Genomic DNA, 12,101 nt, shown 5'->3' on the forward strand with positions numbered 1-12,101 from the left:
GTAAGACACTTGTGTTTTTTTATTTTATAATTTTTTCGTGAAACAAATGATACGATTAGCTTCCGTAAAGCCTAGCTGCAGATGGACCTGTAAACTTTCTTCGTTGTGCATTTCACAGTCGCTGGCAAATTCTAAACAGCCTTTCTCCTTGGCCCACTGTTCACAACGTTCGACCAGTTGTCTTGCATAGCCTTGCTGTCGATACCCCTCCTTAACGAAAAGTCCTTCAAGATAGCCAACTGGACTAGAATCGGTACCCTCTACATAATCCGTTCGTAATTGACATTGGGCAAATCCAATTGCGTTGTCATAGTCGTATGCGAGAAAAATAGCTGCGCTATCTTCCGTTAGTAGCTTTTCCATTTCTTCTGTAAATTCCTCGATCGTATGATTCGGCCAAAGCAATAAGGCCAATGTAGCTGCTGCTAGCGCGTCCTGTTGTTTCGCTTGTTGTATCATCTGGAACCTCTCCTTGTTGTTTTATGGTAAAAAATGAAACGAAATGAATTTTAGCACGTACAAAGTAATAAGAGCTCTTGATGTTATGCTTATTGTAACATCAGGATCTACAGAGGGGGTACCTATGAATGTCACTCTTACAAAGGTTGATTGAACAGGCGAAAACACCAAATGGATGGATCGGCTCCTGGATGCTACGGATTATGAATATCACGCATCGAGGTATGAATGCATGGTTTATTAGACAAGGGGCTATTAATGATGGAGATCGTGTGTTGGATATAGGGTGTGGTGGAGGAAAAACACTCCAAATTTTATCAAAATTGAATCCAAATGGTATAATCTATGGTATCGATATCTCCTCACAAGCCGTAAAGGAATCGATTAAAATGAATGAAGCACAAGTCAAAAATGGCACCGTTATTGTCAAGGAGGCAAGTGTATCGAGTATTCCATACGAGGACCAATTTTTTGATGCCATCACTGCCTTTCAAACACATTATTTTTGGCCATCGTTAGAGCAGGACGTTACGGAAGTATGGCGTGTGCTAAAAAGCGGAGGGAAATTGATTATCATCGCAGAGCTTTACAAAATGAACTACCATATGGAAGCTTATCAAACACCAGCTACCATGAAGGAATTATTAGAACGTACCGGTTTTCAAACAGTCTATGTTACGGAAAAATCGAGTAAAGGATGGCTCTGTATTACAGCCATTAAGTAATCTATACATAAAAATGGAGGATCAAAAAATGAAAAGATGTGATTGGGTCAAGCTTGATGAGCCGTTGTATGTGGAATACCATGACAAGGAATGGGGTGTACCAGTCTATGATGATCGGCATTTATTTGAGATGCTTTGTTTAGAGGGGGCACAGGCAGGGCTAAGCTGGTGGACAATTTTACAAAAGCGTGAAGGCTACCGCGAGGCGTTTGATGGATTTGATGTGGAAAAAATTATCCTTTATACAGAGGACAAGCTGCAGGACTTACACCAAGATACGCGAATTGTGCGCAATAAATTAAAAATAGCGAGCGTTGTAACGAATGCCCAGGCATATTTGCAAATTCAAGAAAAACATGGTTCATTCTCTAATTATATTTGGGGATTTGTTGATCATAAGCCCCTCATCAATGAATGGGCTTCTATTTCAGAAGTCCCCGTGACGACAGATAGTAGTGATCGTATGAGCAAGCAATTGAAGAAGGATGGCTTCAAATTTGTTGGTAGTACTATTTGTTATTCCTTTATGCAGGCTGTGGGTATGGTGAATGATCATATAATGGATTGCTGCTGCCGACAACAGGAGTTAGCACATGACAATTGAAGAAATTAGGGCTCAACTGGCAAGGCCCGCTACGGTTTTTCAAACGGGTGGCGTTCGACCTACACATCATTTGATGGAAAGCTGGATAGGGTATGTAGGTTGGTCTTTCCCAGAGGAGCAGCAACCATCCGGCTATCAGCCACTTGCTACATTCTTTCTTCAAGACCTACCATATGTACCTACAGCACTCAAATCCTTTCAATTACTAACTATATTTGTCCATGACCACGTATACGACCATTTAAATGAGGATGATCTTCGTCCTTATTTTGATATTAGAGCGTACACAACATTGGAAGGCTTGGTAAAACGTGAATGGCAGCATGATCAACTACGAGCCTTCCCGCTAATGCCAAAGCTTATCACGAATGACTATCCACTATGGGATGGTGGGGGTATGCCTGCTCAATTGGAGGAGAAGATTTTGACCTTGGAGCAGGAAGGAACGCTGGATTATTTTGATGATATCGTGGAAGAACTGTATCCGCTTCATAAAATCGGTGGCTACCCAACCTTTTGCCAAAGTGGCATTGATTTTGGAGAGGGTTCTCCATTTGTCCTTCAAATTGCCTCAGATGCCAAGGCACAGCTGAACATTGTGGATAACGGCAATTTTTATTTTTTCTATCATGAAACAACACGGTCTTGGCACGTTTATTGCGATTTCTACTAAAAGTTAGGGTCTCACTCTTTCTTGAATTGTAAAATTGATTAGTTGATAAATAACATATAACCCGAGATAAGCACCTGTGATGAGGAAAATGGGGTGTAAGAAAACAGCGTGAATTGTTGTCATAAAGACCGCATCCTCAAGAATAATTTGCGTAATAGAGGTAGCGGCAATAACCGCTAAAATGTTGAGAGGATGGCGAAAGCTAGTCCATTTTTGCTGAAGATAAACCATGAAGCACGGTATTACAATAAGGACAGCCAGCATGGAGATGGTCACCCTATCACATCCTTTTCTTGTAGGTTGCCCTTGTTTGCTTGTGCATAAACAAACGATCACGTTAGGAGGGAAAAGCGTTGAGGTGGCAAGATGGAGGGGTAAAAAGAGTAAAGAGGGTGAAAAAAGTGGAGCATAAAACGGTCGTTAAAAATGGTATTGGCTTTGGTTCGGTTTTGGCGATTACGATTTCATGGAGTGTCAATCATTCTATTATTTGGGCAATCATCCATGGCTGCTTTAGCTGGTTGTATGTCATTTATTATGCCATTATTCGCTAAGCTTGCATGTCAAACTATCAACTTGTTTGAATAAAAATAACTTTGGGTACATAAAAACTAACCAATCATAAATGATGATTAGTTCGCATAAATAACAAAGTGCTCTTTTTCCAAAGAACAAACAGATCGGTATGAACGAAGAAAGGTTGATAGAATGACACATCAAGTAACGGCTTTAAGTAATGTTAATGGGAAAGCTACAGGAGTAGAAAGTATTTTACAAAATGTAGCCTTTATTTTATCGACGTTTACGATCCCTTGTCCGCTTCGAGAATATGTGACAAGGTCTGATATTCGTAAACCCTTCCAACGTATGAAGAAAATAAACACAAAACGCCTCATAGAATGTATCCAACGATTTGAGCCTCGAGCTGTCGTAGTGGACGTTGATTATCTTGGCGATGTGAATATAGGGAAACTAGAGCCTATTGTTAAAGTGATTGTGAATGAATAAAAATCAAAATCTAATTCTGCCAGGTGCGATGACTAGAACCTGGCAGAAGATAAAATGTGCGAGTAGTTATACGATTTATAGTATATGAACTGGTATCAAAAGCTTCTATTACGCAGGATTTGCGCTTCTAATCGCAACAATTTGTTGGCAATCAATAATGAGTGGGGACGCTGCAGCATTGTCTACCTCAAAGAACGTAGCACAGCAAGTTTTAGGATCTAAGCTAACGAAATAAACACCAGTGAAGCTACCCCCACCTGCTAAAATAACGTCAACAAAAGCGCCAGTAGATAAGCATCTTAATTGATGACAGATACAGCCTTTACAGCGGTGATCTTGCTCTTCTTCGCAACAACATTTCTCCTCTTTTTTACAAGGGCATTTATCTTCCTTATGTTCCCACTCACATTTACATTTCTCATGTTTTCGTTCCCACTTATGCTCACACTTACATTTGTCCTGCTTTTCTTCACATTTCTTTTCTACATGACAATTGCATTTTACATTGTGTTCGCAGGATTTTTCTTTCTTTTTATTCCAATTCATATAATGATTAAATCTACTATCTTGCATCTTTTAATCTCCCTTTTTGTTAGTTTTAGTAAGGGTAGCGCTAACCTTTACATTCATAATCTATGAAGGAATAAACATTACACCTTAGTAATTTGCCCCCTGAAACAGATTAAAATTATTTTTTGAAAAACAATGAGAGAACTAACTATTTAAATGAGTAATAAAAATAACAGCTTCAGGGCTACAATTTACTAGAATTCCGCCTTTTAATTTCGTGGAGAAATGGAGTGAATGAATGAAGAGCTTACTTCAAATCTTCTGTTTATTTATATGTCTGATGGTGGTAATACCGTTTCTAATAGAAGAAAAGAAGCCTGTAACTTCAACCACGAGCCCCGTTAACTCATCTCCTTATGCAGTAGAATTTGGCGAAAAATTACAGGCTACTAATTTTACAAAAAAGGTGTTACAAGCAATACGAGAGGCTGGTTATTCTCCTGATAGTACAGTTGGTTATTTAATAGATTCTCCTGATCATCAAGTCATTACGATTCAATTACATGATGGGGAAGAGATTGATATCAGTACAGAGAGTGAAATTCAATCTATTATCGACGAGCTGGCTAAAAAGAATAATTTGCATCTATTTATTGTCAATGTTGAGTTGCTAGAGAAATAAGAATTAGGACGGTGTAGTTTGTCCAACCTCCTGTGAAGGTCAAAACCCTTTTAACATATAATGGCGTGCTATAATGACAGGGAGGTGAGACAAATGAATATGTTAGTTTTAGGTGCTAGTGGGCGTGTAGGTCGTCATATTGTTGCACGAGCCATACAGGATCAACATACTGTGACAGCATTGGTTCGTGATCCTAATAAATTACAGCTGGACGATCAACATCTGCATGTCATCCAAGGAAATGTTTTACACAAGCAGGATGTGGAGCGAGCGATGGCCAATGTGGATGTCGTTGTGAGCGCGTTAAACACGGATGGAAGCGATACATTATCTACTAGTTTACCGTTGATTTTAGAGGTTATGACACAGCAACAAGTCAAACGAATCATTACGATAGGAACTGCAGGAATCTTACAAAGTCGAGTAACCCCGTCTATTTATCGTTATCAATCGACGGAATCAAAACGAAAATCTACCTTTGCGGCTCAGGAGCATCAACGTGTTTTTGAACAATTACAGCAATCGGAATTGGATTGGACCATCGTTTGTCCTACCTATTTGCCTGATGGCGCTTTGACCGGGAGCTATCGGGTAGAGCGAGATTTTTTGCCTGAAGAGGGCACACAAATTTCGGTTGCAGATACAGCGGACTTTGCCTACAAGCAAATTTTTAGTCAGGAATTTCTAAAAACGCGCGTTGGGATTGCATACTAAGAGGGGAGAAGGAAATGAAAGTGATTCATTCTATTATTGGGATGATGATTACTCTTGTTGGACTTGCCTTTCTCTGTACAACCATTGATGATGCACCTATTAGAAATATCATGCTAAAAGTCTATGGAATAGTGATTGTGTTCGTTGGTACATTTTATCTCAAAAAAATCGCGAAATTTGGTAAACAATAGCCTTTTTACTTGGATATAGGTCGAATGATTTAATGTGATGACAGTGTTCTGAAATTTAGATTGCCAAAGTGGACGAAAGTATGAAAAAATATATGTATATTTTCCTTTTTATAGAAGGTTTGCTATACTTTATATTGAATATATCTTATAAGAGGTGATTGTTTGGACAATGAGATATCAAATAACTGTCAATATCCTAAACACCTAACAAACCAAGATGGAATCGAAACGACAGAATTATATGTCATCAAGATAACAAAGGAACAAGTGGATAGGTTGATAGAGGATATCGATCAAACATTAAAGGCGTCTATATGACGTCTTTTTTTGTTCACTAAAATGAAAAAAGTCACCTTCCTAGGGAAAGTGACCTCAAAAACAGGAGAGGAAAGGTTAGAAATGCTTTACACTACTATACATATGTGAAAGTAGAGTCGTTTGCTAGCCATTTGCCCCAGTGGTAGATTAAAATTTCTTATATTTCTAGCATAAGCGTTTGCCCCATCCCCATATACATTATGTACAACCTCAGTCCTTTTGACATGAAAAAGAATAATTCAATGCCAAATAATCTCGTACGATTTTTGGCTGTCCTCCATTTTCAAGACATAGCTTACTAGCGATTTTAATTTCCTTTTGATTATAGTGGGATTGCACACCAATTAAAAATATGCCCGACAATATGACTAAAGTACCGACCGCCAAAACATATTTTATAATTCTTTTCAATCATCTTACCCCCATCTTCTTACGTCATTGCTCTTCTTTAGCATATGTTCAATCAACAAAGGATTATGTTTAATTGACACTACGTATACATTTGTATACAATATGATCTAATTAAGTGTATACAAATGTATACAAAGGAGGGCTTTTACGTGATGAGAGGTACAGGATTTAGAGAACATATGAGAGAAGGACATCACCGTGGGGGACGTCACAGAGGCATGGATGGTACAGCACAGCGAGGAGCTAAAACATTCCGACGTGGAAAAGCAGTATCCTTTTTAGAAATGCTACAGGTCAAACGGGCAACAATTAAACAGCAATTGGAGCAGCCAGAATTTCAATCGATTCAACAAATATTAATTGGCGAATTAAAGGCTATTGATATGGTCATTCAGGAATTTAGTCAGCTCTTTGACATTCATGAAAGCGAAACGACGGATACATCTGATGGCTCACAGGAGCAAGAGGGAGAAAACGTACATGAAACAACTGAATAACTATATGGATGAGGTATATTATCAGCAAGATAGTATATTGGAGGATGTTCTTGCCTCCATTGCGGCTAATGGCATGCCCGCCATTTCAGTATCACCTTCCTCTGGAAAGTTACTGACGATGCTCGTATCGATTACAGGGGCTAAGGCTATTTTAGAAATTGGTGCACTAGGTGGTTATAGTGGCATCTGTTTAGCAAGAGGAATCGAGGGGGAGGGCTCATTGACCTCTCTAGAGTTAGAGGAAAAATATGCACAGCTAGCCGCTAAAAATCTTGCTAAGGCAGGCTTTGCTGAGCGTGTTACGTATATAACGGGTCCCGCACTTGCTAGTTTGGATAGGCTAGTGGCAGAGGAGCGATGTTTTGATTTCTTCTTTATTGATGCAGATAAGGATAACTACGAAAATTATTTAGCTTATTGCATTAAGCTGGCAAACTCTGGAGCATTAATCGTGACAGATAATGTCCTCGCTGCAGGCAGTGTAGCAGATCCTACAATCGCGCCAAAGCGTTATACGGCCATCATGAAACAATTCAATGTGACAGTGGCTAATCATCCACAGCTTGAATCCATTCTTCTCCCAATTGGAGATGGCATGACCGTTTCCAAGGTCAAAAAATAGTTAATGTTTGTGGCAACTAGTAATGGTAAAATATTGATAGAAAACCATAAGGGAGAGATGCTTTTGAAGCAAGCACTAGTCGTGATCGATGCGCAGCAGGAATTGATAGAAGGAAATGACAAGGAACAAGCCGTCTATCGCAAAGATGAATTACTGGAAACAATCAATGCCGTTATTGAAAAGGCTAAAGAGGCAAATGCACCTATTATTTTTGTCCGAGATAAAGATGTAGCTGATGGGGAAGGGGATGGCTTTCAAGTACATCAAGCAATCCAAATACCCGAGACAGCAAGCTATTTTGATAAATATGCAACAAATGCTTTTTACAACACAGGCCTACTCGAGTACTTACAGGCAAATGATATCCAGCATGTAGTTATAATGGGCTGTAAAACGGAGCATTGTATCGATACAGCAGTAAGAACCGCTACAATCCATGGGCTTGATGTCACCTTAGTTGCTGATGGGCATTCAACGAACGGTTCAGATTACTTATCACCAGAGGATACAGTAGCACATCATAATAATATTCTGCATGGCCATTATAATGTCGATCATTTCTCACTTGTGCGAAGTGCTGACGAAGCATTATTTGAACCGACTCATAATAGATACCGCTAATTCAAAATGACCAAGAATGCTCTGTTCTTGGTCATTTATCATCCATTTACATATAGAGAAAATTGAGTATCCAGCCTCCTATAGTGCATACAATGCCAAATATGATTAAAAGTAGCCCATGTCTAGCTGCATCACAATCCTTTCGAAGCACGACCCCCATACATATAGCCATAAGCCCGCAAAGAGCTTGGAATAATAGAAGGGCGAACGCCACATTGACCTAACCGATCAAGAGGTTCTTGTACCATTTATTGTTCTCCTTTATCTTGTATATGTAAATAAAGTGCATAGCTAATTGCGACTAGTAGTAATAGTTTTCCTATTAATAGTGTACAATTCCTGTACAATAGCACAAGCAGTGATTTCAAAAATGAAGACATGTTAAGGTATGTATGTTATCCCATTAAAAGTAAGGGAAGATCTTGTCCAATTATTTTATTTACAAATATTGTAACATAAGCTATTTTTATACACAAAGGTTGTTCATCTTCATAGGGCCACTGAGTGAGCAGTGACCCTACGTATCAAGTCAGGAGGTGTAAGGCTAAAATTAGCTTTACACTATTATATGTATGAAAAAGTAGCTTTTAATGCTAGTTATTGGCCTGTGTAATAGATTATTTTTTGTCGGACGACTAAATAGTGCACCAATTGTCGGATGAGGTGCTACGTTTCCTGCTATTGTTGTGACTAAGGGAGGTAATGGATGTGGATTCATTAACAAGATTGAATGAGGCTATTGCTTATATCGAGAACAATTTAACAGAGGACATTAACCTAAAGGAGGCTGCTAGAATTGCCTATTGTTCAGAATATCATTTTAAACGCATGTTTTCTTTTTTAGCAGGAGTCTCGTTGTCCGAGTATATTCGTCGTAGGCGTTTAACTCTCGCTGCGCTGGAACTATCGAACTCCTCTATGAGAATTCTCGATATTGCGGTGCGTTATGGCTATCGCTCTGCAGACGCTTTTACAAGAGCCTTTCAGCAAATGCATGGAGTCACACCATCCGAGGCAAGACGAAGTGGTCAAAACTTTAAAGCTTTTCCAAGGATGACCTTCCAACTAACAATTAAAGGAGGTAGTGAAATGAATTATCGACTCGAGCACAAAGAAGCATTTCACATCATTGGTATTATGAAAAGAGTACCAATTGTTTTTCATGGAGAAAATCAAGCCATTACAGAAATGGCACGCACTTTAACTATGGAGGACATTGAGCAACTTAAAAAGCTGTCCAATGTAGAGCCAAAGGGCATCATCCAAGCATCTGCTAATTTTTCAGAGGGGAGAATGGAGGAAAAGGGTGAGCTTGATCATTACATTGGTGTAGCCACAACAAAAACCGTTTCTACCCATTTTACACAGTTGGATGTACCTGCTTGTACGTGGGCTGTCTTTGAAGCGATCGGGCCTTTCCCGCAAACCCTTCAAGAAACATGGGGACGCATTTATGCAGAATGGTTCCCGTCATCTGGCTATGAGCAAATAGCAGGGCCTGAAATTGTCCGTCATGCAAGCACTGAATTCTCTTCGCCAACCTTTACAAGTGAAATTTGGATACCTATTCAAAAAATGGAGCCTCTTGTATAAAGCGAGGCTCTCTACCGTATTTTCGTTCCATTAGGTACGGCTTGGTCAGGAGTTAACAGAATGACATCGCCTTCAACTGGCACCCCACCAATCACTAACACCTCTGACTTAAAACCAGCGACTCGGCGCGGGGGGAAATTGACAATCGCCACGACTTGCTTACCAATCATTTTTTCGGGTGAATAGCGCTTAGTAATTTGGGCAGAAGACTGTTTAACACCAAGCTCCTCACCAAAATCGATCGTCATTTTAATAGCGGGTACTCGTGCTTTTGGCAGTTCTTCAGATTCCAACACCGTGCCAATTCGTATATCAAGTGCTGCAAAATCTTCTATTGTCGCCATAAATAGACTCCTTTTTATAGCAATGTTATCATTATCTAGAAAAATATTCAAAAAAGAAGAGCACGCATAGTGCTCTTCCTTTTTTAACGACGGTGCTCTACCAGGTCAATGGCCCCTAACACAATGTGTGCTAAGCCAAAGCCAAAAAGGGTATTAGCTACCATTTTGTTGGAACCATGTTTTTGCTTCATGGCATACCCTGCTGCAGTAACTGCTGACCCTAAAATAGTGGGGATTAAACCTTCACGAATACCATTCATAAATAGATCCCTCCGTCGTCTAATTTGGTATGATTTTCACACCATTCTTACTATGAACGATTCGCAACCATACTATACTAAGCATCTACCGTATCGATAATAAAAGCAGTAATTGCTGTTTTTTCTGCATTCGTAAAGGCTTTGCAAAATAGCACAATAGCACTTTCTTCATGGTCAAACCATAAATAGCGTATCTCTGTTACAAAGTAACTTTGATCGTTCATTTCATACACATCAATGTCCAGCAATGCTTCATCAAGTGGCCATGTCAAATTGCCCTGTAACTCGAAAACCTCCTGCAAAAAGGTAGCCGTTTCCTCCGTTAGTGTTTGCTCTAGTATAAGTTTTTCATATCTTTTATGTACTAAATCTTCCAATGTCTTTTTTGTTAATGCGATTAATTGCTCCTCCATTTGCATCGTATTCCTCCACATTATATAGTCAATGCCTCCTGCAAAATAACATGTGCTAACTTATGATCGTTGATAAAATCAGGCACTTCCTCAGGCTCCACCCAAATCCGGTCAATTGTTTCATGCTCACCCCAAAACGGTAGACACTCTTCAATGGTCATTTTGTAAAAAAGCTGATAGCCAATCATTGGATATTTACCGCCTTCAATAAAAAATGGGTTTTCTTCGTGACTTACTTCAATCGCACCGATATATTGAATAGAACCTTTCACATAACCTTCTTCTAAAGCCTCGCGATGCAGCGCCTCCTCTGGGGTTTCCCCCAATTCAACATGGCCACCAGGATAATTAAATCCACGATTTTTAACGTGCACGAGTAAAACACGACCATGGTGAAAACAAATACCATGTACACTGGTCACTTTACTACTTTCTTGTACGATTTGTTGAGGAAGCCATGTCAGCTTAATAGACTGTCCGCTCCAATTGACATACTGTTGTATCATCCATGTTACCTCCTATCGTAACTATTGTAGTGAATTTTAAAAAGTTTGTATATGTACATTTTGGGATAATTTTGAAACGAAAGGCACAATTAATCGTATACTAGAATAAGGGGGACTGCATATGAAGTATGTAAGTATTGGAACAGTATTGTCAATTGTAGGTGTGCTCTGTTCAATCTTTTTCTGGGGCACGGAGAAAGCCCATTTACTTCCAGGGCTGTTAGGAGCAATCTTCATCGTCGTCTCGATGCTACTGTCAGGAGCCTTGGCGAACGGAGATAGAATACGTGCCAATTTCGCCACAGAAACGCAACAAGATCGAAACGACCGCAATCGCATCATGAAAAACGCCTTACTACTAGCATTACCAAATATGATTGTAGCCATTTTCGCCTATTACATGTGAGGACTTGTAAAAAAGGGTGACCATCTGTCATGGAATGGCTATCGATCAAACTAGGAGCGCTAACCACCAGAAAGTCCGTTGTATCGATCACATATAGATTTTTATCCGCCATTTTAGGGAACCAAACCATCTTGAGCGGGGCTTATCGATCAAACTAGGAGCTCTATCCACCAGATAGCACGTTGTATCCGTCACATATAGATTTTTATCCGCCAGTTTGAGCAGCCAATCCGTCTTGAGCGGGGCAATCAATCAAAAAAGGCGTGCTATCCACCAGATTGTCCGTTGTATCGATCACATTTAATGTTTTATCCGCCAGTTTGAGCAGCCAATCCGTCTTGAGCAGGGCAATCAATCAAAAAAGGCGTGCTATCCACCAGATTGTCCGTTGTATCCATCACATATAGATTTTTATCCGCCATTTTAGGGATCCAAACCATCTCGAGCGGGGCTATCGATCAAAATAGGAGCGCTATCCACCAAATAGCTCGTTGTATCGATCACATTTAATGTTTTATCCGCCAGTTTGAGCAGCCAATCCGTC

At 39.7% G+C, this 12,101-nt stretch carries 22 protein-coding genes; 14 read left to right on the forward strand and 8 right to left on the reverse strand.

Annotated features, from left to right (window positions below; translation table 11 throughout):
• Positions 1-24 precede the first annotated feature (24 nt).
• Positions 25-459, reverse strand: a complete 435-nt coding sequence (gene aac(6'), locus RT445_RS15110; RefSeq protein ID WP_312506202.1) for an aminoglycoside 6'-N-acetyltransferase — start codon at positions 457-459, stop codon at positions 25-27.
• A gap of 128 nt (positions 460-587) precedes the next feature.
• Between aac(6') and RT445_RS15115 the strand changes: the two genes are divergently transcribed.
• The 3 genes from RT445_RS15115 to RT445_RS15125 are packed head-to-tail and all read left to right on the forward strand — an operon-like array spanning position 588 to position 2,461.
• Entirely contained in the window at positions 588-1,184 is a 597-nt protein-coding gene (locus RT445_RS15115; protein ID WP_274796853.1) for a class I SAM-dependent methyltransferase, read from the forward strand.
• 28 nt (positions 1,185-1,212) lie between these two features.
• The gene (locus RT445_RS15120) at positions 1,213-1,788 is read left to right on the forward strand and encodes a DNA-3-methyladenine glycosylase I (protein WP_312506199.1); all 576 of its coding nucleotides are present in this window, start codon (positions 1,213-1,215) and stop codon (positions 1,786-1,788) included.
• Positions 1,778-2,461, forward strand: a complete 684-nt coding sequence (locus RT445_RS15125; RefSeq protein ID WP_274796855.1) for a YwqG family protein — start codon at positions 1,778-1,780, stop codon at positions 2,459-2,461. The genes RT445_RS15120 and RT445_RS15125 overlap by 11 nt, the downstream gene beginning before the upstream one ends.
• A gap of 3 nt (positions 2,462-2,464) precedes the next feature.
• Here RT445_RS15125 and RT445_RS15130 read toward each other — a convergent pair whose 3' ends face one another.
• Positions 2,465-2,737, reverse strand: coding sequence for a transposase (locus tag RT445_RS15130; RefSeq protein WP_313470812.1), 273 nt, complete (start codon positions 2,735-2,737; stop codon positions 2,465-2,467).
• Positions 2,738-2,814: 77 nt separating this feature from the next.
• On the opposite strand from RT445_RS15130, the gene RT445_RS15135 reads away from it, so the two are divergent.
• Positions 2,815-3,015: a hypothetical protein gene (locus tag RT445_RS15135; RefSeq protein ID WP_274796857.1), complete on the forward strand. Its 201-nt coding sequence runs from the start codon at positions 2,815-2,817 to the stop codon at positions 3,013-3,015.
• Between the two features lie 154 nt (positions 3,016-3,169).
• Entirely contained in the window at positions 3,170-3,469 is a 300-nt protein-coding gene (locus RT445_RS15140; RefSeq protein WP_274796858.1) for a GPW/gp25 family protein, read from the forward strand.
• A gap of 108 nt (positions 3,470-3,577) precedes the next feature.
• Here RT445_RS15140 and RT445_RS15145 read toward each other — a convergent pair whose 3' ends face one another.
• Complete coding sequence (locus RT445_RS15145) at positions 3,578-4,042, reverse strand: hypothetical protein (RefSeq protein ID WP_313470815.1); 465 nt, start codon at positions 4,040-4,042, stop codon at positions 3,578-3,580.
• A 235-nt stretch (positions 4,043-4,277) separates the two neighbouring features.
• On the opposite strand from RT445_RS15145, the gene RT445_RS15150 reads away from it, so the two are divergent.
• The 4 genes from RT445_RS15150 to RT445_RS15165 all read left to right on the forward strand — a co-directional run bounded on the left by RT445_RS15150 (position 4,278) and on the right by RT445_RS15165 (position 5,884).
• Positions 4,278-4,661, forward strand: a complete 384-nt coding sequence (locus RT445_RS15150; RefSeq protein ID WP_274796860.1) for a hypothetical protein — start codon at positions 4,278-4,280, stop codon at positions 4,659-4,661.
• 93 nt (positions 4,662-4,754) lie between these two features.
• Positions 4,755-5,375: an NAD(P)-dependent oxidoreductase gene (locus tag RT445_RS15155; protein ID WP_313470818.1), complete on the forward strand. Its 621-nt coding sequence runs from the start codon at positions 4,755-4,757 to the stop codon at positions 5,373-5,375.
• A 14-nt stretch (positions 5,376-5,389) separates the two neighbouring features.
• The gene (locus tag RT445_RS15160) at positions 5,390-5,566 is read left to right on the forward strand and encodes a hypothetical protein (protein WP_274796862.1); all 177 of its coding nucleotides are present in this window, start codon (positions 5,390-5,392) and stop codon (positions 5,564-5,566) included.
• A 162-nt stretch (positions 5,567-5,728) separates the two neighbouring features.
• Positions 5,729-5,884 carry a hypothetical protein gene (locus RT445_RS15165; protein ID WP_274796863.1) on the forward strand — a complete coding sequence of 52 codons (156 nt, stop codon included), beginning with the start codon at positions 5,729-5,731 and terminating at the stop codon, positions 5,882-5,884.
• A 210-nt stretch (positions 5,885-6,094) separates the two neighbouring features.
• Here the strand turns inward: RT445_RS15165 and RT445_RS15170 are convergent, their stop codons facing one another.
• Positions 6,095-6,295 (reverse strand): hypothetical protein, encoded by a 201-nt coding sequence (locus RT445_RS15170; protein WP_274796864.1) that lies wholly within the window; start codon positions 6,293-6,295, stop codon positions 6,095-6,097.
• Positions 6,296-6,447: 152 nt separating this feature from the next.
• Here RT445_RS15170 and RT445_RS15175 point away from each other — a divergent pair, with 152 nt between their 5' ends.
• From RT445_RS15175 to RT445_RS15190, 4 genes are all read left to right on the forward strand, one after another.
• Positions 6,448-6,792 carry a hypothetical protein gene (locus RT445_RS15175; RefSeq protein WP_274796865.1) on the forward strand — a complete coding sequence of 115 codons (345 nt, stop codon included), beginning with the start codon at positions 6,448-6,450 and terminating at the stop codon, positions 6,790-6,792.
• Entirely contained in the window at positions 6,776-7,414 is a 639-nt protein-coding gene (locus RT445_RS15180) for an O-methyltransferase (protein ID WP_313470821.1), read from the forward strand. Before RT445_RS15175 ends, RT445_RS15180 begins: the two co-directional genes overlap by 17 nt.
• Positions 7,415-7,477: 63 nt before the next feature.
• Positions 7,478-8,035, forward strand: a complete 558-nt coding sequence (locus tag RT445_RS15185; protein WP_312506192.1) for a cysteine hydrolase family protein — start codon at positions 7,478-7,480, stop codon at positions 8,033-8,035.
• Positions 8,036-8,743: 708 nt separating this feature from the next.
• Positions 8,744-9,628: an AraC family transcriptional regulator gene (locus RT445_RS15190; RefSeq protein ID WP_313470823.1), complete on the forward strand. Its 885-nt coding sequence runs from the start codon at positions 8,744-8,746 to the stop codon at positions 9,626-9,628.
• 11 nt (positions 9,629-9,639) lie between these two features.
• Here the strand turns inward: RT445_RS15190 and csaA are convergent, their stop codons facing one another.
• The 4 genes from csaA to RT445_RS15210 all read right to left on the reverse strand — a co-directional run bounded on the left by csaA (position 9,640) and on the right by RT445_RS15210 (position 11,151).
• The gene (gene csaA, locus RT445_RS15195; protein WP_312506189.1) at positions 9,640-9,972 is read right to left on the reverse strand and encodes a chaperone CsaA; all 333 of its coding nucleotides are present in this window, start codon (positions 9,970-9,972) and stop codon (positions 9,640-9,642) included.
• Between the two features lie 83 nt (positions 9,973-10,055).
• Complete coding sequence (locus RT445_RS15200; RefSeq protein ID WP_036128914.1) at positions 10,056-10,232, reverse strand: hypothetical protein; 177 nt, start codon at positions 10,230-10,232, stop codon at positions 10,056-10,058.
• Between the two features lie 77 nt (positions 10,233-10,309).
• Positions 10,310-10,651 carry a DUF7668 domain-containing protein gene (locus RT445_RS15205; protein WP_312506187.1) on the reverse strand — a complete coding sequence of 114 codons (342 nt, stop codon included), beginning with the start codon at positions 10,649-10,651 and terminating at the stop codon, positions 10,310-10,312.
• 14 nt (positions 10,652-10,665) lie between these two features.
• Positions 10,666-11,151 carry an NUDIX hydrolase gene (locus tag RT445_RS15210; RefSeq protein ID WP_312506185.1) on the reverse strand — a complete coding sequence of 162 codons (486 nt, stop codon included), beginning with the start codon at positions 11,149-11,151 and terminating at the stop codon, positions 10,666-10,668.
• Positions 11,152-11,272: 121 nt separating this feature from the next.
• On the opposite strand from RT445_RS15210, the gene RT445_RS15215 reads away from it, so the two are divergent.
• Positions 11,273-11,557: a DUF5316 domain-containing protein gene (locus RT445_RS15215; RefSeq protein WP_312506184.1), complete on the forward strand. Its 285-nt coding sequence runs from the start codon at positions 11,273-11,275 to the stop codon at positions 11,555-11,557.
• Positions 11,558-12,101: the final 544 nt, after the last annotated feature.

It is taken from the genome of Lysinibacillus sp. (assembly GCF_032093475.1).
Taxonomy (GTDB): domain Bacteria; phylum Bacillota; class Bacilli; order Bacillales_A; family Planococcaceae; genus Lysinibacillus; species Lysinibacillus irui.